Below are 18483 nucleotides of genomic sequence, written 5' to 3'. Positions count from 1 at the left end.
GGCTTACCGTCTGCCGGGCCCTGGCCACGTTCGAGCAGAGGCTCCCGGCCCGGCGGGTCAGGGTGCGGGAGTCCAGCTGCCGAGCCAGTCGCTGATCTCCTGGTCCGCGGCCTGCGCGTCGGTCAGCTGCGGGCGGTCGGCGCTCGCGGTGCCGGAGCCGGAGCCGGTGTTCTTGTACTCGGCGAAGCGGTCAGCCTTCCAGGAGAAGCCGCCCATGTCGGCCCACGGGGTGGTCTTGATGGCGTCGGACAGGCTGGTGTTGCGCACCGTGGCCTGCGGGCGGAGGGTCGCGTCACCGCCCGCGTGCCAGTTGCGGCCGAGGTTGAAGGTCCTGGCGGACACAGCGCCGTTGACGGTGGAGCCGGTGATGAGGAAGCCCTTACGGTCGGCGGCCGTGCTGGGCGCGACGATGTAGCCGCCGGAGACGCCGTTCCAGCGCTTCGTCAGCGTGATCACGGACTTGTTGATCACTGCGGTGGCGCGGCCGAAGATGAAGTCGACGTTGCCCACGACGTAGGAGTTCACGAGGTAGACCCGGCCGAGCTTTGCCTTGGCCGCGGTGTCGAGCAGGAGCGTGTCCTGGTCGCCGGTGACAATGACGTTGTCGAGGAACACCTTGTCGGCGGCGGTGCGCAGGGCCACCGCCTGGTGCCCGGTGGTGTTCTGGTTCTTGGCCTCGTCGAAGTCGTTGGTGATGCTGAGGTTGCGGGCCTGGAAGTCGTCGGCCTCGGCGGCGACGGTCGCGCTGCCGCTGGTGCCATAGGTGCCGGAGCCGTCGGGCTTGGCGGTGCCCGCGGAGTTGTTGAAGACGATGACGACGTCCTTGCGGCTGGCGCCGGTGCCCTGGATGGTGACCTGCGGCTTGTTCGACGGGATCTTGACCGTCTCGCGGTAGGTGCCGGGCTTGACGTTGATGACGACGCGGGAGGCATTGCCCGCCGGGACGGCGTTCACGGCGGCTTGTACGGTCGTGTACTGGCCGCTGCCGTCCTTGGCCACGGTGAGCGTGGTGGCAGCGACTGCCCTCGTGCCTGTCGCCGTCGCCGTTGCCGTCGCCGTACCGATGGTCGACCGCGGCCCGGAGCCCGCCTTCACACGCGAGGGGACGTCGGCGGCAGCGTCGAGGGTGTAGTTGTAGTACGTCTTCGGGTCGAAGGCCGTGCCGCCGCTCTCGTTGCGGCCCGTGGTGTTGACGAAGACATTGCCGCGCTGGACGAGGGAGGCGGTGGCGTCCTTGGTGACGGGGTTCTTGAACCCTTCGAAGTAGCTGTTCTCCAGCACCATTTTGGTGTTGCCGCGCGCGTAGTTGCCGTAGGACGAACCGATGGTCGTGCCCGGATCGTCCTGGAGGTAGTTGTTGTACAGGTGCGCGTGCGCGATGTTGTCGGCGGACGGGTTGCGCTGCTCGGTCTCACGCAGCCAGTTGTGGTGAATGGTGATGTCGGCGGTGGTGTTCTCCGTCCAGCCGATGCCGAAGGTCTTGTTGTTGTTCTGCAGCCGGTTCCACGACACCGTCAGATACGTCGTGTCCTTCCGGCTGTCGATCAGGCCGTCCGCCATGTTCCGCAGATCGTTGTGGTCGATCCACACATGGTGCGCGCCGTCCATCTGGATGGCGTCCCAGTCGTTCTCCTTGTCGTTCCAGACCCCCGCGTACGAGTCCCGGATCGTCAGATTCCTGATGATGACGTTGTGCACGCCCTGCCCGAGGAAGAACCCGCCGCCGACGATGTGGCCCGAGGTGCCGGAGCCGACGATCGTCTTGTCGGAGGCGACCTTGATCTCCTTGCCCTTGGGGTTCATGTTGATCGCCGCGGCGACGACGATGACGTACGGCTCCGGCGCCGTCGCGTACTTCTCCAGGTCGGCGAGGGTGCGGACGGTCACGGTCGGGCCGCCCCGCCCGCCGTACGTGCCGTTCTGACCCAGCGCGTTGACGGAGGCGAAGCCGTCCGCGACGTCGGACGCCCATGCGGCGGAGGCCATCTTTGGTGTCTCGTCCTGCCCGTCGACGCCGAAGGCCGATCCGCCCATCGACCCTGCCACGACGGCCAGTGCCAGCGCGCCACCGGCGGCCATCAGACTTCCTGCGCTTCGGCGGCGCTGTGGCTTGTTGTGAGTCGGCATGGTTCTCCTTCGTCCGGACTGCCATGGGGGGTGTGCTGCTGAGGAGTTGCCGCCGGGGACGGAAAGGTTGCCTTGGAGGGCAACGAAATCGGACATGAATACTGGCGGGCATGGAGCGCACCCGCCGAGGGAATTCACGAACCGGGACGGGGCGGCTTTCAGGGGGCGGCAGTGAATACCGAACTGTGGGGAAAGACGAACGACAGGCGCGACACCGTCGGGCGCAGCGCCGGAGGTGGGTTTCCCCGTCCCGGGTGGTTCTGGCTCGGGGTGGCGGCCGGAACAGCAGGCACCGTGATGCACCTGCCCATGTTTCTGGCCGCCCGTCATATGGGCTACCGAATGGCCGGGATGGTCCCGGATCCGGCCATGGTGATGGGTCTCGTACTTATCGTGTGCGGCGCGGGAGCGGTGCTGGCCGGGCTCTGGCCGCCCCGTGCCGAGGCCCTGCGCCGCGAGGCCACGTCCGTCCGGGTGTCCGCGGAGGACGACGCCGGGCTGCGGCCCGCCCACGTCATGCTGCTGATCGTGCTGTCGCTCGCCGTGACGATCGACGTCATGAAACCGCTGACCCTGTCCCTCGTCGTCCCCGGAGTCGCCGCCGAGTACGGTCTCGCCTCCCCGCTCAGGCCGGGGGGAGGCGTACCGGTGTCGTGGCTGCCGCTCGCCGGAATCTCCGGGACCATGGTGGGCTCCTTCCTCTGGGGGTGGCTCGGCGACCGGATCGGGCGGCGGAATTCGATCCTCCTGGCGGGCATGCTGTTCGCCACGACGTCCGTCTGCGGGGCCATGCCGGGCTTCTGGTGGAACGTCCTCATGTGTTTTGTGATGGGCATGGCGGCCGGCGGCATGATCCCCATCGCTTTCACGCTGCTCGCGGAGACCGTTCCGCGTCGGCACCGCGGCTGGCTGATGGTGCTGATCGGCGGAAACGTCACGGTCGCCTACGCGTTGACGAGCTGGCTGGCGGCGCTGCTGACCCCGGAGTTCGGCTGGCGCGCGCTGTGGCTCGTAGGGCTGCCGACGGGGCTGGCGCTGCTCGTGCTCAACCGCTGGATCCCGGAGTCGCCGCGTTTTCTGCTGGCCACCGGCCGTACGGACAAGGCCCGTGAGGTCCTGCTGCGGTACGGCGCGACCATGACGCCCGCACCGCCGGGCGCGCCGGTGTCCGGTCCCGCCGATCCGCCCGGTCCCGCGCCCGGTCCCCGGCCCGGCTATCTCCGGCTGTGGGAGCGCGGGTTCGGCGGCCGTACCGCGGTGCTGACCGTCCTGGCCGCGGGCGCCGGGCTGCTGACCTACGGTTTCCAGATGTGGCTGCCCGTCAACCTCGGGCGCATCGGATACCTGGAGGCATCGTCCGCGCGCCTTCTGCGGGACAGCGCCCTGATCAGCCTGCCGCTCAATCTGCTGACCGCGCTGCTGTACGGGCTGTGGAGCAGCAGGCGCACGGTCGTCGTCGTCGCGGGTGCCGCGGCGGCGGCGCTGGTGGTGCTGGCGACGGCGGGCGAGACGGTCGCCGGTAACGAGTCGATGATGCGGCTTCTGCTGTTCGTCCCGCTGTGGGGCATCAGCGCGACCGCGGCGGTGGTGGCCGCGTACAGCTCCGAGGTGTATCCCACCTCGCTCAGAGCCCGGGGGACGGGCTGGGCGGCGGCCGTGAGCAAGGTTGGCGGGGTGCTGGTCCTCGCGCTGTCGGTGGGGGCCGCGGCGGTACCTCCCCTGGAGGTCACGGCACTGGTGGCGGCGGCGCCGCTGACCCTGGCCGCGCTGGCGTTCGTGTTCTTCGCGCCGGAGACCCGCGGCCGACGATTCGATGAGAACTGAGTACGCCCCCACGCCCGCAAGTCGAAATACCGTACGGATTATACGAATATACGGCCGATGCTTTCCTATATGACCCCCGAGTAATTAACCCATACACCCCCATCCCCTCCATGCTCGCTAATTTTCACTCGGCAGGGTGAATCTGATGAGGAAAATGATCCAAATGGTGGTACGTGGGCATGTCGAAACTGCCCACCACACACCCCCCGCGTAATGTTCGGAGGTTTTCTCTCAATGCCCAACCAGACCGCACTACTGCCGCCCGTCGGCGCCGAAATCCCCTGCAGTTGCTACGCCGCGAACGTGCCGCTCAAGGTGCGTACCGCGGTCATCAACCTGGAGTTCAAGGGCCAGATCAAGGTCAGGGTGGAGCTCAAGCCCAACGAGCCCCCGACAAGGGCCGTCCTGCTGAAGGTCATCGGCCACGAGGTGAAGGCCGACCACCCGCAGCTCGGCTCCGTCACCATCACGCAGGAGGACATCACGATCACGCCGGAGAGCGTCCTGGAGCTCATCCAGCCGTTCCCGCCAAAGCTCAGCCAGACGATGGTCCTGCCGTTCACGATCACCATCGAGCGTCCGCCCGAGGGACTCGGCGGCGAGGGCCGGGCAGCCGCCGCGCCGCTGACCCTGAAGACCAAGGTCGCCCCGAAGCTCAAGGCGGAGCTCTCCAAGTTCCCGCCGGACGGGGACACCTACAAGCTCCAGAGCGAGATCCAGCTGGTCGACAAGGACAGCCCCGACCAGACCGTGGCCACGATCGCGAGCTTCGACCTCCAGGTCGGCGGCCTGTGAGCCGATGACACACCGACCGGCCACCACTCACGGCGAGGGACGGATGCTTGATGAGCCAAGCCGGCATTCCTCAGGTGACTGTTGTCGCCGGCGCCGTTCGGGGACTGCGCATCTGCCTGGTCCTGATGATCCGGCTGGCCGCGCTCGGCGGCCTCGCCCTTCGCTGCTCGCTCGTGCGGGGCAGCGGCGGCTTCGCACCACGGCGTGACGCCTGGCTCGTGGCCACGGTGACCGCCCTGGGACCGGCCTTCGTCAAGATCGCCCAGATTCTCAGCACCCGTGCCGACCTGATCCCCGGTCATGTCGCCGGGGTGCTGAGCACGCTGCACGACCAGGTACGCCCGCTTCCCCTCGGCTCGGGGTCTCGCCGCTTCGGCCCCGAGCTGACGCGGGCGCTGCGGGACGATCCCACGCTGGCGACCCGCCGTCCGGTGGCCTCGGGCACCATCGCCTGCGTCTACCGGGCTGACCTGGTCGACGGTCGGACCGTCGCCCTGAAGGTCCGCCGGCCCGGCGTCGTCCGCCTGTTGTCCACCGATCTGGCGATCATGCTGGCGCTGTCCCGGCTCGCCGCTCGGCTCCCTCCGCTGCGCGGGGTGCCGGTGGTGGACATCATGCGGCAGCTCGCCGACTCCCTGCGCGGGCAGCTCGACTTCCACCGCGAGCGGCAGAGCCTGCGTTTCCTGAAAGAGAATCTGGCCGAGGTGCCGCATGTGAGGGTGCCCGCCGTGTACGAAGAGCTGTGCGGCCCTGAGGTCCTGGTCATGGAGTACCTCGGCGACCTACACCGGCAGCCGCACCCGCACCTGGGCGAGGCCGCCCGCACCACCGGCGGCGAACAGGCCGCGGTCACCGCGCTGTGCGCCGCGTACCACATGCTCTTCCTCGACGGCTTCGTGCACTGCGATCTGCATCCCGGCAATCTTTCCTGCGGACCGGGCCGCACCGTGACCATCGTTGACGCCGGGTTCACGGTGCGTCTGACCGCCCACGCCCGGGAGAAGTTCACCGACTTCTTCTACGCGATGACCGTCGAGGACGGACAGACCTGCGCCGACGTCGTGCTGTCCACCGCGCGCACCGGCCGGCAGACCGACACCGCGGCCTTCCGCCGCGACCTGTCCGCACTCATCGCCTCCTGCGGGGGAGCGACGGCCGCCACCTTCGACCTGATGGGTTTCGCGGCGCGGCTCTTCGCCCTGCAGCGTCGCCACGGGCTGTACGCGGACCCGCAGTTCGTCTTCCCGATCCTGTCGCTGCTGGTTCTGGAGGGCACCGTTCGCGCGCTCAGCCCACAGCTGGACTTCCAGGCCGTGGCAAGGCCCTACCTGTTGACCGCCCTCATGGAACGCGCGATCACCAGAGTCCAGAACACCCAAAATGATGAGAATGCCCAGAAACAGGAGCCCGGCTGACATGGTCTCTCACTCCTCCCCCGGACCGGCCCCTCTCCCATCCGAGGCAGCGCCACCCGAAAACCCTCGAGCCACCCCCATGGTGCCGCGCCCTCTGCGTCGCATCGCGATTCCCCTGCTCCGCCAGAACCTGGCCCAGGTCGATTTCGGAGTGCGGCGTTTCCGCCTCCGGCGCGGGCCGTCCCGCGAGATCCTGCAGTCGGCCGGGCTGGCGTTCCTCAGCGGCTTCAACGCCGCCCTGCGCGCCGACACCCTGCCGGAACTCGCGGCGGACGTGGAGCGACTGCCGCCCGAGCGCCGGGGGTTCGCGTACGAGGGCGCGGGCATGGCCTGCTGCGTACTCGACCTGATCACCGGCTCGCGCGGTCGCCGGTTCACCGCCCTGCTGGCCGGACCCGCGGCCCGCTATCCGCACCTCACCCACGTAGGCGCCGGATGGGCCTACGCGCGGCTGGGGCTCCGGCCGCGCAACGGCAGTCCCGCCTCACAGCCGCCCACGAGTTGGCTCGCCTGGGACGGATACGGATTCCACCAGGGGTTCTTCCACCCCGACCGCGTCATCGGGCGGCAGCAGATCGAGCGCGGGCTGAATGCCGACGAGCGGTCGATCCGAGACCAGGGGCTCGGGCGCGCCCTGTGGTTCCACGAGTGCGCCGACCCGGAGGGGATCGCGCTGCGGATCTCCGAGTTCCCCGCGGCGCGGCAAGGGGATCTGTGGAGCGGGGTGGGCCTTGCCGCGACGTACGCGGGCGGTGCCACGGCGCGCGAACTGCGGCACCTCGCGGAATCCGCGCAATCCGCAGGAACGCCCGGAGCTGCCGGAACGGCCGGGACCGCCGGATCCGCGGGAGCAGCCGGAGGTGCCGGAGGTGCCGGAACCGCCGGAGGCCATGGTGCCGCCCTGGCCCAGGGCTCCGCCTTCGCCTGCACAGCGCACCACATCTCCGGCACCGTTCCCGAGCACACCAGCGAGGCAGCGCTCATCCTGACGGGCGCCGACGCGGAGACCGCGGCCGACTGGACCGACCGCGCGCTCGCGGCGCTGGGACCCCGGCCGGCCTCCACCGGCCACTACCAGCGGTGGCGTGCCGGTATCCGGGACCTGTACATCAGCAGCCGCCGAGAGGACCACCGCCCATGACCGCACTGGTACGCCGGAATCTCGCGCGGATCACCGCGCTGCTCGCCTGCCTGCTGCTGTGGCAGCTCACCCAGCCCCCGGCCGCCTCCCAGACCCAACGGGACCGCCTCGCCCAGCGGTTCTCCTTCTCCTCCCACCTCGTTTCTCCCGCCCACCGGGCCACCGACCGGACGCTGCGGCCGGTGGCCCCCGCGTACCGGGACATCCGGCCCTGGATCTCCTCCGTCGGCGCAGGGGTGGCGCTCCTCGCCGCCGACGGCGGGAGCGTGTCGCACGACATCTGCCTCGTCGACCCGCGTACGGACACGGTCACCATCGGCCCGGCCCCCGGCACGGGCCGACGCTACGCGCCCTTCGCCCTCAGCCCGCCGGCGCGCGACATGCCCACGTACGCCGCGCCCATGGGTTGCCTGCCGGCGGACCTCAACGAAGACGGGTGGCAAGACGTTGTCGTCTACTACTGGGGCCGCTCACCCGTCATTTTCATGCGCCGCGCGGACAGTGCCCCCGGCACCAAGGCCTTCCTCGCCCGGGAACTGGTCCGCCCCCGCGCCGTATGGAACACCAACGCCGCGACACTCGGCGACTACGACGGCGACGGGCATCTGGACCTGGTCTTCGGCAACTACTTCCCGGACGGGGCGCGCGTACTGGACCCGACGGCCAGGCAGCCGCAGCTGGTGATGAACAGGTCCCTGTCCAACGCCCACAACGGTGGCGCCAACCGGCTGCTGCGTTTCACCGGCGCGCGGCAGGGGCCCGCCCCGGACGTCCGGTTCACCGAAGTGCCGGACGCCTTCGACGCGCGGGCCACGCGCGGCTGGACCCTGGCCCTGGGCACCCAGGACCTCGACGGCGACAACCGCCCGGAGCTGTACGTCGCCAATGACTTCGGGCCCGACCAGTTGCTGGTCAACCAGTCGTCGCCGGGGCGTATCCGCTTCCGGGAGGCGGTGGGGCAGCGGCACCTGACCACCCCCAAATCGAAGGTGCTGGGCCGGGACTCCTTCAAGGGCATGGGTGTCGCCTTCACCCAGCTGGGCCCGGACCGGGTGCCGGACATTCTGGTCAGCAACATCGGCGAGGCATACGCCCTGCACGAGAGCAACTTCGCGTTCGTCGCCACCGGCAGTCCGAAGACGGCGGGACAGTCCCTCCACCGCGCCGTCGCGCCCTACAACGACAAGAGCGAGCCGCTCGGTCTCTCCCGTAGCGGCTGGTCCTGGGATGTGAAGGCCGCCGACTTCGACAACGACGGCAGCCCGGAGATCATGCACGCCACAGGCTTCGTCGCCGGACAGACCAACCGCTGGGCACAGTTGCAGGAAACAGCGATGTCCAATGACCTCATCCTGGACAACCCCCGGCTGTGGCCGCACTTCCCCGAGGGGACCGACCTGTCGGGCCACGACCAGAACACGTTCTTCGTCCGTGGCCCCGGCGGCCGCTTCACCGATGTGGCCGACGAAACCGGGGTCGGCACGGACGCCGTCAGCCGGGCCTTCGCGGTCGGTGACGTGGATTCCGACGGCAGGCTCGACTTCGTCGTGGCCAACCAGTGGGCGCCGTCGGTCATGTTCCGCAATACCGGCCCGGCCGATGACGTACTCGGGCTGCGGCTGCGGCTTCCCGCGGGCGGGCAGCCCTGCGGCGACAGCGGGTCCGGGGCCGGCCGGACGCGGCCCGCCATCGGCGCCACCGCCACCCTCACACTGCCCGACGGCAGCGTCCGTACCGAGCAGGTGTACCCGGCCAACGGCCACAACGGGGTGAACGCTCCCGAGATCACCTTCGGCCTCGGTGGACAGAAGGCGACCTCCGGTGCTCTTCCGGTGCGCCTCACCTGGCGCGACGGCTGCGCCCGCATCCACACCCGCAGCACCACGCTCCGGCCGGGATGGCACGAGCTGGTCCTCACAGAGGAGGCACGATGAAGGGATTCGGCCGACGATCGTCCACCATGGTCCGCCACCTGCTCGGCGGCCCGGACGACCCTCGCAGCGCCGCGCTCCGCCGGTTCGGGCTCTCCATCTCCGTACTGACCGTCGTGGGTCACACCGTGCTGGGTTTCGAGCAGGCGTACCTCACTCCCGTGGTCGCGGTGGCGGCCGCTCTGATCACCGAGGGCGTACTGGGCAGCATCGACGCCTATGGCCGTCGCGTACACCCCTGGTACTCCCGTTCCGCGAGCGCCGTCGTGGATTTCCTGCTGCCCGCCTACATCACGGCACTCGCCTGCGCGATGCTGCTGTACGCCAATGACCGGCTGATGCCGACCGTCCTGGCCACCGTGGCGGGGGTGGCGAGCAAGTACGTCGTCAGGGTGCGCGTGGCGGGGCGGGCCAGGCATGTGCTCAACCCCAGCAACACGGGGATCGTTCTTGTCCTGCTGCTGTTCCCGTGGGTCGGCATCGCGCCGCCGTACCAGTTCACCGAGTGGATCTCCGGCCCGCTGGACGCGCTGATTCCGCTGGCGGTGCTGATGGCCGGGACCATGCTGAACGCCAAGCTGACGAGAAAAGCACCACTGATCGCGGGCTGGGCCGCCGGATTCGTCGCACAGGCCGTCATCCGCTGGGCCATGACGGACATTTCGCTGGTGAGCGCACTACTGCCGATGACCGGTACGGCGTTCATCCTGTTCACCAACTACATGATCACCGACCCGGGTACCACCCCGGCGCCCCCTCGCCATCAGGTCGTCTTCGGCGCGGCGACGGCCGCCGTGTACGGGGTGCTCGTCCACTTCCACATCGTCTTCGGCCTGTTCTTCGCGCTGGTCATCGCCTGTGCGCTGCGAGCGTGCGTTCTCGTCGCCGCCGAGCGGATCCCACGGCCCCGCGAGGAGCGTGCCTCGGTACCGGCGCAGAGCAGCCACGGGGCGGCCGAGCCTGCCGCGGCGCCGGCCTCCTCGCTCCAGCCGGAGTCGCGATGAGCGCGTACGGCTCTCTCGCGATCGTCGGCATGGCCTGCCGCTATCCCGACGCCGACCGTCCCGCTCAGTTGTGGGAGATGGTCCTGGACCAGCGCAGAGCGTTCCGCCGCCTCCCGGATGAACGGCTGGCCGCCGCCGACTACTACGACCCCGATCCCACGGCCGCCGACAAGACGTACAGCCTGTATGCCGCGGTTCTGGAGGGCTGGACGTTCGACCGGTCGGCGTTCCGTGTCCCGGGGCGGGTGTTCCGGGCAGGCGACCCGGCGCACTGGCTCGCCCTGGAGACGGCCGCCCGCGCGCTCGATGACGCCGGTTTCCCCGGCGGGACCGGCCTGACCCGCGACCGTGTCGCCGTGATCCTGGGCAACAGCCTCACCGGCGACGCCACCCGCGCGGGGACGCTGCGGCTGCGCTGGCCGTACGTACGCCGGGTACTCGCCGCCGCCCTGGAGGACGCGGACATCGCCGGCGTGGTGCGCGACGAGGTGCTGCGGCGGGCCGCGGCCGGTTACCTCGCGCCGTTCCCGCCGACGACCGACGAGTCGCTGGCCGGGGCGCTGTCCAACACGATCGCGGGGCGCATCTGCAACCACTTCGACTTCCACGGCGGCGGCTACACGGTCGACGGCGCCTGCGCGTCCTCGCTGCTGGCGGTCATCGAGCTGTGCCGGGCGCTGCGGGACCACAGCATCGACTTCGGCTTGGCCGGCGGGGTCGACCTCAGCCTGGACCCGTTCGAGCTGGTGGGTTTCGCCAAGACAGGCGCGCTCGCCACGGACCGTATGCGGGTCTACGACGAGCGGTCCGCCGGTTTCTGGCCCGGGGAGGGCTGCGGAATGCTGGCGCTGATGCGAACGGCCGACGCGCGCGCCGCCGGACTGCGCGTCTACGCGGAGATCCGCGGCTGGGGCATCTCCTCCGACGGCAGCGGCGGCATCACCCGGCCCGACCGCGACGGACAGCTGCTGTCGCTGCGCCGGGCGTACGAACTGGCCGGGCTCGACCCGGGCGAGGTGCTGCTCCACGAAGGGCACGGCACGGGGACGCAGGTCGGTGACGAGGTCGAACTGAACGCCCTGACCGCGCTACGGGAGAACGCCCGGCGGCCCGCGGCGCTCGGCACGGTCAAGGCGAACATCGGCCACACCAAGGCGGCGGCCGGCGCGGCGGGCGTGATCAAGGCCACGATGAGCCTGCACACCGGAGTGCTGCCGCCGACGACGGGTTGCGAGACCCCGCATCCCGTACTGCGTTCGCGCGCCGCCCGGCTGCGGATCCTGCGCAACCCGGAGCACTGGCCGCCAGGGCCCCGGCTGGCCGGGGTGAGCTCGATGGGGTTCGGCGGCATCAACGCCCATCTGGTGCTGTCCGGTCCGGACCGGGCGGCGGTGTCGTCGCCGGGGCGCGCACCGGCGGGCATGCCGTCCGTCGCCGACCCCGCGCGGACGTCGTACAGGCCCGAGCCGGCGAGGTCGCCGTCCGCGCCCGACCCGGCGCGAGTAGCGACCTCCACGGAACCCGCGCGGGGGCTGCCCGCCAACCCGCCGCGCGTGTCGACCGGGCCGGAAACGACGGGGGTGCCGTCAGAACGCGACTCGGCACCGATGCCGCCCGCTTCCGGCCCGGCGGGCATGCGGCCCGTCGCCGACCCCGCGCGAACGTCGTACGGGCCCGAACCGGCAAGGTCGCCATCCGCGCCCGAACCGGCGGAAGCAGCGACCTGCGCCGACCCCACGCAGGTGCTGCCTGCCACCAACCCGGCGCGGGTACCGACGAGGCCCGAACCCACACAGGTACCGTCCGGCCTCAAACCGGCGCGGGTCTTGACCAGTTCTGAACCCGCAAAGGTGGCATCGGCGTCCGACCCGGCGAGCCTGTCGACCGGTCCTGATACGCCGGAGGTGCCGTCACAGCGCGACCCGACACCGATGCCGCCCGCTTCCGGCCCGGCACGGGTGTCGACGGGGCCCGGCCCCGCCCCCGTACAGCTGCCCCCCACACCTGGGCCGCTGCCAGTACTCCACCCCGCCCCCGAGCACGCCGTCATCGCCGTCGCCGGGACCGACGCCGCTGCCATGCGGGCGCTGTTCGAGCGGATCTCCCGGCTCGCCGCCCGGCTGTCGTTCGCCGAGGTGCACGATCTGGCGGCCCAACTGGCGCGCCGGCGGGCCACCGGTCCGGTGCGGGTCGCCGTGGTGGCCGCCAGTCCCGACGAACTCGCGGTCCGGGCCACCGCCGCAGCCGACAACCTTGCGCTTACGGCCGACGCCGCGCCGGGCGGGCTGACGCACCTGCCGCCCGGCGTATGGGTGGGACATGGCGTACGAGGGCGGGTCACCCTGCTGTTCCCCGGGCAGGGCGCGCCCGGCCTGGCCCGCGTGAACGGCGCGCGGGCCGCGGGGACCGAGAAGGCCCAGCCCGCCATCCACCGCGCGTCGCTGCGCGGCCTGCGCATGCTCGACGCCCTCGGCGTCACGGCGACGGCCGCCGTCGGCCACAGCCTGGGCGAGATCACCGCGCTGGTGTGGTCGGGCGCGCTGTCCGTACGGGACAGCATCCGGCTGGTACGCGCCAGGGGCAGGCTGATGGCCTCCCTCGCCATACCCGGCACCGGCATGGTCAGCCTGCGTACGGAACCCTCGTCCGCGCTGTCGCTCTGCGCGGGGACCGGGCTGGTCATCGCCGCGTACAACGGCCCCCATGCGGTGGTGCTCGCCGGACCGTTGGCGGACCTGCGCGAGGTGGCGGCCCGCGCGGGCCGGGCGGGCATCGCCTGCTCCGTGCTGCCCGTGTCGCACGCCTTCCACTCCCCCGCGGTCCTGCCGTGCGTCCGGCAGCTGCGCCGGGAGCTGGCCACCGTGGATTTCGGCCTCCCCACGCGCCGCCTGTTGTCCACCGTGCACGGCAGAGCACTCACCCCGGACGACGATCTGACGGCTCTGCTGTCCGAACAGGTCACCGCGCCCGTACGGTTCTGGGACGCGGTCAGCGGTGTGCTGCCGGACACCGACCTGTTCTGCGCCTGCGGGCCGGGGCAGGGCCTGGCGGCCCTCCTCGCCGACCAGGGCTGCGGCACTCCCGTGGTCACGGTGGGCGCCGGCGATCCGGATGCCGCGACAACCGCGCACGCGGCTGCCGCCCTGTTCGCGGCGGGTGCCGGCCACCGGATCGACGCGCTGACGGCGGACCGCGCGGCCAGGCCGATCGACGTCTGGCGGGACCCCACCTTCCTCAGCAGCCCGTGTTCGGCGCCTCTTCCCTTCGCTGACAGCGGCCCGAAGGAGAAGGAGACGGAGAAGGAGGCGGGGGCGCCGGAGGAGAGCCGCGCGCCCGAGGACACCGCGACTGCCGTACGCGACCTGCTGGCGCGCGCCACCGAGCTGGCGCCGGAGCTGATCGGCATGGAGACCCGGCTGCTGACCGACCTGCATCTGACCTCCCTGACGGTCACCCAGCTCGCCGCCACCGCCGCGCACGGCATGGGCCGCCGCCCGCCGTCCGCGCCCCTGTCCCTGGCCGACGCCCGGGTCCACGACCTGGTCGAGGCCCTCGACGCGCTGCCCTCCGCCGCCGAACCCGGGCCGGATGCCGTCGCCACAGGCGTCGACACCTGGGTCCACTGCTTCACCGAGCGGCTGAGCCGGGCGCGGGACGGCCGGCTGCCCCGGCCGAGCCCCGGATGGCGTACCACCGTGCTCGGCGGCGGCGAGCCGGCCGCGTACGCCACCGGGTTGTTCACGAGCGGCGCAGCGGACGCAGAGCACACGGAACTCCTCTATGTGCCACGGGGATCCGGCCCGCCGCCGATCGGCCCGCTCCTGGCCACCGCCCGCTCCGCGCTCCGTACGGGACGCCTGGTGGTCGTGGCGCACGACACCGCGCTCTCGGGTTTTCTGCACAGCCTCTGCAAGGAACACCCCGGTCTTGGCATCACCCTGCTGCGCGTCCCCGAGACCGAAGCGGGCCTGCGCCACGCCGCCCGGTGGGCGGGCGCGGAGCCCGGGCAGTACCGGGAGGTGGTCATGGATGGCCGGGGCATGCCACACGTCCCGATGGAACAGATCGCGCGGCTGCCGGACACCGCGCGCCAGCTCCCACTGGGCCCCGGTGAGGTCCTGCTCGTCAGCGGCGGCGGCAAGGGCATCGGCCACAGCTGCGCCCGGGCGCTGGCGCAGGCCTGCGGAGCGCGTCTTGCCCTGCTCGGCCGGGCCCGGCCGGAGAGCGACGAGACCCTGCGTACGAATCTCGCGGCGCTGGCCGAAGCCGGGGTGAGCGCCGCGTACGAGACGGCCGACCTCACCGACGCGGCCGCGGTCGCCGAAGCCGTGCGCCGCCTCACCGAGCGGCTCGGCCCGGTCGCCGGGGTGATGCACGCCGGAGGCATCAACGAACCGGCGCCCTTCACCGACCTGGACGAGGAGCGCGTCGAGGCCCATGTCGCCCCGAAAGTCAGCGGTCTGCGCCATCTTCTCGCGGCGCTGCCCACCGGTCGGCTGCGGCTGCTCGTCGGCTTCGGTTCGGTGATCGGCCGTCATGGACTGCCCGGCGAGAGCCATTACGCCCTGGCCAACGGCCTGCTGCGGGCCGAGCTCGAACGGCTGGCGGTCGCGCTGCCGCACTGCCGGGTCCTGAACGTGGACTGGTCCGTGTGGACCGGCACGGGCATGGGGGTGCGGCTCGGCGTACTGGACTCGCTGCTGCGCGAGGATGTCACGCCTCTCGCGCCGGAGACCGGTGTCGACCTGTTCCTGCGCCTGCTGGCAGCCGGTACGCCGCATACGCATACGGTGGCCGTGCACGGGAGGCTGGGCCGAGACCTGCCGGTGCCTGCCCTGCCGGGCCCTTCGCAACGGTTCCTGGAAAACCTCCGCGTCCACTACCCGGGGCTCGAACTGGTCGCCGAGGCACGCCTGGACCTGCGTGGCGACCCGTATCTGAGCGATCACCGGCTGGACGGGGTCTGCTGGCTGCCCGGCGTACTGGGTGTGGAAGCCATGGCCCAGGCGGCATCGGCGGTGGCCGGCCAACGGCTGTGCGAGGCCCGCGATGTCGTGTGGGCGCATCCGGTGACCGTGCCCGAAGAGGGGGCTCGCACCGTACGGGTGTGCGCCCTGCACCGGGGGGACTCCGTCGAGACCGTGCTGCGCAGCGACGAGAACGACTTCTGTGTCGACCACTTCCGAGCTGTCTTCCCGGTCGCGGTGCCCTCCCCGAACGGACATCACGCGCCGCCCGCTGTGGAGGACCCTCTGCGCGCAGGCGAACTGCACTCCGCCGAACTGTACGGACCGCTGTACTTCCACACCGGCCGCTTCCAGCGGGTCCAGCGCCTGTCCGCCCCGTCCGCGCGCACCTGCCGGGCCACCCTGGCGCCCGCGCGGGCGGACCCGTGGTTCGCGGCGCCGCTCGCCGCCCCGCTGCTGGGCGACCCGTCCGCCAACGACGCCACGCTGCACGCGCTGCAGGCCTGCGTACCGCACCGCAGGCTGCTGCCCGTGGCCGCCGAATCCCTGACGATCCGGCCCGGCAGCGGGCCGGTCGAGCGGATACGCGGCAGTGAGCTCAGCGCGGCCGACGGCGAGTACGTCTGGGACGTGGAGGGGCTCGACGCCTCGGGCCGTCCCGTCGTCCAGTGGCACGGGCTGCGGCTGAAGGATGTCGGCCCGCTCCCCCGCGGTGACCGCCCCTGGCCGGCCGCGCTGCTGGCCGTACTCCTGGAGCGTGCCACCGCGGCGCTCGGCCTGGACGACACGCTCGCGGTGGCGGTCCATCCCGGCGAACGCTCCGCGGTACCGCGGATCCCGCGGCCCGGCCTCTCCCGTAGCCATCTGGACGGACTGGTGTTGCGGGTCGAGAGCGGCGGCGGCCCGGCGGGACCGCGCAGGGTCGCCTGTGACTGGGAGGCCGTGACGGCGCGCCCCGACAGCGAGTGGCGAGGGCTGCTCGATCCGGACAGGCTGGCGCTGACCGAGCTTCTGCTCCACCGGAGCGGAGAGCCGTTCGACATGGCCGCCACCCGCGTGTGGACGGCGATGGAGTGCCTGGCCAAGGCGGGCAGGCCACCGCGCGCGCCGCTCTCCCTCAGCGGGGTCTTCGACGGCGGGTGGGTGCTGCTGCGCTCCGGTGACGCCCTCATCGCCTCGGGGGTGCTGCGGGTGGCGGGGGTCGCCGAGCGGGTGGCGGTGGCGGTGCTGAGCGGCCCGGAGGGCAGCCGATGACTCTCAGCGATCCGTCGACGACGCCGACGTACGCGTACGAGCACCTGGTGACGCTGGAGGAGACCAACGTCGTGGGCAATGTGTACTTCACGAACTACCTGCGCTGGCAGGGCCACTGCCGGGAGCGGTTCCTCATGGAACGGGCGCCGGGTGTGATGCGGGCGCTGCACGGCGAGCTGGCTCTGGTGACCGCGTCCTGCCACTGCGAGTACTTCGGTGAGCTGTACGCCATGGACCGGGTCTCCCTCCGGATGTCGCTGACCGCGGCCGACGACCACCAGCTCAGCATGGCTTTCCACTATTACCGGACCAACGCGGCGGTGCCTCAGCTCGTCGCGCGAGGCGGCCAGACGGTGGCCTGTATGCGCCGCACCGACCAGGGGATGTGCCCGATTCCCGTACCGGAGGAGCTGCGCGCCGCGCTGGCCCCGTACAGGAGCCGCGCATGAGCGACGACGGCGCTCCCTCCGACTTCCTGGCCGCGATGGCCCATATGCCCACCTGTGTCACGGTCGTCACCACACAGGCGCTCCACGGCCCTGTCGGCTGTACGGCCAACGCGGTGCTGTCCCTGTCCCTGCACCCGCCCCGGACTGCTGATTTCGCTGACCTCGGCCGGCCGCACCGCGCACGAGATCCGGAGCGCGGGCGGCTTCGCCGTCAACGTGCTGAGCTGGGAGCAGCGCGAGCTGACGCGGCGGTTCGCGGAGGAACCGGCGCGCCACAGATTCGCCGGTGTGCCGTGGGTGTCCGAGGGCGGGCAGCCGGTCCTGGCCGGGTCCGCCGCCGGCGTCGTCTGCGCCGTCGAGAGTTGTTACGACGTCTGGGATCACACCCTGCTGGTGGGGCGGGTGCTGCGCAGCGCTCATCATCCCGATCGCACGCCGCTGCTCTACCACCGCCATGAGTGGCACCCCTTCCTGAGGACCTCAGGGTCTTGACGCCGATGCCGACGGGCTTCCCGTGAGGTCACCCGCCCGGCGAAAGGCCTCGGCCCTCGCGAGGGCGCGCCGCGTCTGTTCAGGGTCGATGACGCGGGGGCCGCCCAGCGCCTGAGAGGCGAGAACCATCTGTGCGTTCTCCTCAAGGCAGAGCAGCGTATAGACGGCGTGGGCCACATGCCGTCCCCACAGGAGCAGGCCATGGTTGGCGAGCAGCACCGCGGGTGTGCCGGGGGTATCGGGGGTATCAGGGCTGTCCTCGCCGATCGCCTCCAGGATCTGGCCCACCGCGTCCTCCCCGCCGCGGGGCGCGTAGGCGCGCGTGACCGGGACCGGGCGGGTCACCCCCAGGAGCGCGAGCGCCTCGATCGCGACCTCCATCGGACGGCCCGCGACCGCGAACGCGGTGGTGTGCGGCGAGTGCGTGTGCAGCACGACATTGACCTCATTGACGTCGGTCAGACGCTGGTAGACCGCGGTGTGCATGCCCAGCACCTCGGCCACGTTGGCTTCGACGGCTCCCTGACGGACCCCGCCGCGGAGGTTGATGACAGCGACATCGTCCTCGCGCAGGGAGTCGTCGAACCGTTTCCCGATGAGGTACAGGGTCTCTGGATCGCCGGGCAGCCGCGCGGTCATGTTCGCGTGGCCCGAGGGTGTCAGCAGCCCGGCCTCGGCGATGAACCGAGCCGCGTGGATCATGTGCCGGATCAGGGTGTCCGGGGTTTCGGCAGGGGCGCCCATCAACTCGTCCATCGTGTGACGGTCCATGCTCGGCTCCTTCGAGAGTTCCTTGTCGCGGGTACCCGGCATCACCGCTCTGCCGACGGTGTCACGCCAATTGGCGCGCCACCGAGCACGCCACGGAAGACTCCCCACCACGCTCCGTAGCCAGCCGTGCGCAGGTCAGCGGCCCAAGCGGACGCCCGGAGATTCGCCTCGCGCGACTCTCCGGTAGCTTCGGGATATGAGTCATCCGCATCCCGAACTGAAAGCCGCCCCTCCGCTACCCAAGGGAGGGCTGAGGATTGTCGCCCTGGGCGGTCTGGGTGAGATCGGCCGCAATATGACCGTTTTCGAGCAT

Annotated in this window: 11 protein-coding genes; 9 read left to right on the top strand and 2 right to left on the bottom strand. The window is 71.2% G+C overall.

What is annotated here, in order from left to right; genetic code table 11:
• Window positions 1-57: 57 nt before the first annotated feature.
• Window positions 58-2127, bottom strand: coding sequence for a pectinesterase family protein (locus ACIHCQ_RS31150; protein ID WP_399669722.1), 2070 nt, complete (start codon window positions 2125-2127; stop codon window positions 58-60).
• 171 nt (window positions 2128-2298) lie between these two features.
• On the opposite strand from ACIHCQ_RS31150, the gene ACIHCQ_RS31145 reads away from it, so the two are divergent.
• The 9 genes from ACIHCQ_RS31145 to ACIHCQ_RS31105 all read left to right on the top strand — a co-directional run bounded on the left by ACIHCQ_RS31145 (window position 2299) and on the right by ACIHCQ_RS31105 (window position 17399).
• On the top strand, window positions 2299-3951 hold the full coding sequence (locus ACIHCQ_RS31145; RefSeq protein ID WP_399669719.1) for an MFS transporter: 1653 nt from the start codon (window positions 2299-2301) through the stop codon (window positions 3949-3951).
• A gap of 234 nt (window positions 3952-4185) precedes the next feature.
• On the top strand, window positions 4186-4746 hold the full coding sequence (locus ACIHCQ_RS31140; RefSeq protein WP_399669716.1) for a hypothetical protein: 561 nt from the start codon (window positions 4186-4188) through the stop codon (window positions 4744-4746).
• 50 nt (window positions 4747-4796) lie between these two features.
• Window positions 4797-6161 (top strand): ABC1 kinase family protein, encoded by a 1365-nt coding sequence (locus tag ACIHCQ_RS31135; RefSeq protein ID WP_399669713.1) that lies wholly within the window; start codon window positions 4797-4799, stop codon window positions 6159-6161.
• A gap of 79 nt (window positions 6162-6240) precedes the next feature.
• Complete coding sequence (locus ACIHCQ_RS31130; RefSeq protein WP_399669710.1) at window positions 6241-7302, top strand: DUF1702 family protein; 1062 nt, start codon at window positions 6241-6243, stop codon at window positions 7300-7302.
• Window positions 7299-9236 carry an FG-GAP repeat domain-containing protein gene (locus ACIHCQ_RS31125; RefSeq protein ID WP_399669707.1) on the top strand — a complete coding sequence of 646 codons (1938 nt, stop codon included), beginning with the start codon at window positions 7299-7301 and terminating at the stop codon, window positions 9234-9236. The genes ACIHCQ_RS31130 and ACIHCQ_RS31125 overlap by 4 nt, the downstream gene beginning before the upstream one ends.
• Window positions 9233-10237 (top strand): enediyne biosynthesis protein UnbU, encoded by a 1005-nt coding sequence (locus ACIHCQ_RS31120; protein WP_399669704.1) that lies wholly within the window; start codon window positions 9233-9235, stop codon window positions 10235-10237. Before ACIHCQ_RS31125 ends, ACIHCQ_RS31120 begins: the two co-directional genes overlap by 4 nt.
• The gene (locus ACIHCQ_RS31115) at window positions 10234-16458 is read left to right on the top strand and encodes an SDR family NAD(P)-dependent oxidoreductase (RefSeq protein WP_399669701.1); all 6225 of its coding nucleotides are present in this window, start codon (window positions 10234-10236) and stop codon (window positions 16456-16458) included. Before ACIHCQ_RS31120 ends, ACIHCQ_RS31115 begins: the two co-directional genes overlap by 4 nt.
• Window positions 16455-16907 carry an acyl-CoA thioesterase gene (locus tag ACIHCQ_RS31110; protein ID WP_399669698.1) on the top strand — a complete coding sequence of 151 codons (453 nt, stop codon included), beginning with the start codon at window positions 16455-16457 and terminating at the stop codon, window positions 16905-16907. The genes ACIHCQ_RS31115 and ACIHCQ_RS31110 overlap by 4 nt, the downstream gene beginning before the upstream one ends.
• Window positions 16908-16961: 54 nt before the next feature.
• Window positions 16962-17399, top strand: coding sequence for a flavin reductase family protein (locus tag ACIHCQ_RS31105; protein ID WP_399669695.1), 438 nt, complete (start codon window positions 16962-16964; stop codon window positions 17397-17399).
• On the opposite strand, the gene ACIHCQ_RS31100 is transcribed toward ACIHCQ_RS31105, so the two are convergent.
• Window positions 17388-18170, bottom strand: a complete 783-nt coding sequence (locus ACIHCQ_RS31100; RefSeq protein ID WP_399669692.1) for a class II aldolase/adducin family protein — start codon at window positions 18168-18170, stop codon at window positions 17388-17390. The two genes, ACIHCQ_RS31105 and ACIHCQ_RS31100, sit on opposite strands and share 12 nt — an antisense overlap.
• Window positions 18171-18483: the final 313 nt, after the last annotated feature.

Origin of the sequence: Streptomyces sp. NPDC052236, from assembly GCF_044548015.1 — a bacterium.
In the GTDB taxonomy this organism is placed as follows: Bacteria; Actinomycetota; Actinomycetes; order Streptomycetales; family Streptomycetaceae; genus Streptomyces.
Note: the sequence above shows the minus strand (reverse complement) of the source record. Positions and strands in the feature narration are given on the sequence as shown.

Bases quoted from the DNA above. Each gene is read 5' to 3' on its own strand.
- ACIHCQ_RS31100 (WP_399669692.1), bottom strand. From the start codon at position 18,170: ATGGACCGTCACACGATGGACGAGTTGATGGGCGCCCCTGCCGAAACC.
- ACIHCQ_RS31140 (WP_399669716.1), top strand. From the start codon at position 4,186: ATGCCCAACCAGACCGCACTACTGCCGCCCGTCGGCGCCGAAATCCCC.
- ACIHCQ_RS31130 (WP_399669710.1), top strand. From the start codon at position 6,241: ATGGTGCCGCGCCCTCTGCGTCGCATCGCGATTCCCCTGCTCCGCCAG.
- ACIHCQ_RS31125 (WP_399669707.1), top strand. From the start codon at position 7,299: ATGACCGCACTGGTACGCCGGAATCTCGCGCGGATCACCGCGCTGCTC.
- ACIHCQ_RS31150 (WP_399669722.1), bottom strand. From the start codon at position 2,127: ATGCCGACTCACAACAAGCCACAGCGCCGCCGAAGCGCAGGAAGTCTG.
- ACIHCQ_RS31120 (WP_399669704.1), top strand. From the start codon at position 9,233: ATGAAGGGATTCGGCCGACGATCGTCCACCATGGTCCGCCACCTGCTC.
- ACIHCQ_RS31110 (WP_399669698.1), top strand. From the start codon at position 16,455: ATGACTCTCAGCGATCCGTCGACGACGCCGACGTACGCGTACGAGCAC.
- ACIHCQ_RS31135 (WP_399669713.1), top strand. From the start codon at position 4,797: ATGAGCCAAGCCGGCATTCCTCAGGTGACTGTTGTCGCCGGCGCCGTT.
- ACIHCQ_RS31115 (WP_399669701.1), top strand. From the start codon at position 10,234: ATGAGCGCGTACGGCTCTCTCGCGATCGTCGGCATGGCCTGCCGCTAT.